Source organism: Mesobacillus stamsii, assembly GCF_030814065.1.
GTDB lineage: Bacteria > Bacillota > Bacilli > Bacillales > Cytobacillaceae > Mesobacillus > Mesobacillus stamsii.
On the sequence record NZ_JAUSUN010000063.1, the window covers coordinates 1 to 1,578 of the forward strand.

10 tRNA genes and 1 rRNA gene are annotated in these 1,578 nt (G+C 46.3%); all 11 read left to right on the forward strand.

Annotated elements, in window-relative coordinates:
- Positions 1 to 93 (forward strand): 5S ribosomal RNA (gene rrf / locus J2S25_RS19860); the annotation flags it as partial.
- A gap of 78 nt (positions 94 to 171) precedes the next feature.
- Positions 172 to 246: transfer RNA gene (locus J2S25_RS19865), tRNA-Asn, on the forward strand.
- 45 nt (positions 247 to 291) lie between these two features.
- A tRNA-Thr gene (locus J2S25_RS19870) sits at positions 292 to 364 on the forward strand.
- A gap of 16 nt (positions 365 to 380) precedes the next feature.
- A tRNA-Glu gene (locus tag J2S25_RS19875) sits at positions 381 to 452 on the forward strand.
- A gap of 79 nt (positions 453 to 531) precedes the next feature.
- A tRNA-Val gene (locus J2S25_RS19880) sits at positions 532 to 607 on the forward strand.
- Between the two features lie 139 nt (positions 608 to 746).
- Positions 747 to 822, forward strand: a tRNA-Thr gene (locus J2S25_RS19885).
- Between the two features lie 17 nt (positions 823 to 839).
- Positions 840 to 924: transfer RNA gene (locus tag J2S25_RS19890), tRNA-Tyr, on the forward strand.
- 54 nt (positions 925 to 978) lie between these two features.
- Positions 979 to 1,053: transfer RNA gene (locus J2S25_RS19895), tRNA-Gln, on the forward strand.
- A 63-nt stretch (positions 1,054 to 1,116) separates the two neighbouring features.
- A tRNA-Lys gene (locus J2S25_RS19900) sits at positions 1,117 to 1,189 on the forward strand.
- Positions 1,190 to 1,256: 67 nt separating this feature from the next.
- A tRNA-Gly gene (locus tag J2S25_RS19905) sits at positions 1,257 to 1,328 on the forward strand.
- 6 nt (positions 1,329 to 1,334) lie between these two features.
- Positions 1,335 to 1,410, forward strand: a tRNA-Ala gene (locus J2S25_RS19910).
- Positions 1,411 to 1,578 lie beyond the last annotated feature (168 nt).

Here is a 1,578-nt window from a genome sequence, read left to right on the forward strand (position 1 = left end):
CACACCCGTTCCCATACCGAACACGGAAGTTAAGCTTCTCAGCGCCGATGGTAGTTGGGGGTCTCCCCCTGTGAGAGTAGGACGCCGCCGGGCAATAATGTACTTTCATTTTGGACAAACTTCTAAGATGAGGCATTCAACATCTGCAAGAGTTATGCTAATTTCCACTATTCCGCAGTAGCTCAGTGGTAGAGCACTCGGCTGTTAACCGAGCGGTCGTAGGTTCGAATCCTACCTGCGGAGCCATTATCTCTAAATGACGAAAGTTATTTGAGCTGGCAGCAAGTTCATGCTTCCATAGCTCAGCAGGTAGAGCACTTCCATGGTAAGGAAGAGGTCAGCGGTTCGAGCCCGCTTGGAAGCTCTGAAAATAGTATAATGGCCCCTTGGTCAAGCGGTTAAGACACCGCCCTTTCACGGCGGTAACACGGGTTCGAATCCCGTAGGGGTCACTAAGATTTTTTCGCGCTAGCGAAAATAATCGTTCTTAATGTTTTTTGCGCAAGCGAAATCCTTAATTAAATTACAAATGGAGGATTAGCTCAGCTGGGAGAGCATCTGCCTTACAAGCAGAGGGTCGGCGGTTCGAACCCGTCATCCTCCACCAAGATTTTTTCGCGTAAGCGAAAATAATCTTCCTTACCTTTTTCGCGCTAGCGAAAATAATCGTCCTTACCTTTTTCGCGTAAGCGAAAATAATCTTCCTTACCTTTTTCGCGCTAGCGAAAATAATCGTCCTTTATAACGCCGGTGTAGCTCAATTGGTAGAGCAACTGACTTGTAATCAGTAGGTTGGGGGTTCAAGTCCTCTTGCCGGCACCATATTTGTTTGTTTTAGTGGAGGGGTAGCGAAGTGGCTAAACGCGGCGGACTGTAAATCCGCTCCCTCAGGGTTCGGCGGTTCGAATCCGTCCCCCTCCACCATTTTTATACATATTAAAATTGGACAAGCAACTAATGTCCTTTTTATTTTTTCTTTGGGCTATAGCCAAGCGGTAAGGCAACGGACTTTGACTCCGTCATGCGTTGGTTCGAATCCAGCTAGCCCAGCCATTTTTATTTTCTTTTTTGCATTTAGATGTTTAAGAGGCGATAAATAAATTTATCCTATTCAATGAGCCATTAGCTCAGTCGGTAGAGCATCTGACTTTTAATCAGAGGGTCGAAGGTTCGAGTCCTTCATGGCTCACTCATCATGACCCCTAGAGGAAACTTGTCCTTTATTTTTAGGGGTCTTACCTATATAATAAAATCATGCGGAAGTAGTTCAGTGGTAGAATACAACCTTGCCAAGGTTGGGGTCGCGGGTTCGAATCCCGTCTTCCGCTTCATTTGGGGCCTTAGCTCAGCTGGGAGAGCGCCTGCTTTGCACGCAGGAGGTCAGCGGTTCGATCCCGCTAGGCTCCACCATCTCACTACATAAATACCATTTCAGTCATAAATCCAGTCGGGTTTATGACTTTTTTTATTTTTACCGACTCGTATTTTAACGGATTTCCGAAAGAAGTCTCCCATCCTCAAGGAATGGGAAGGGCTAAAGCCCAATGAGTAGGTGGGAGATGAATTTTGGTTGGCTTT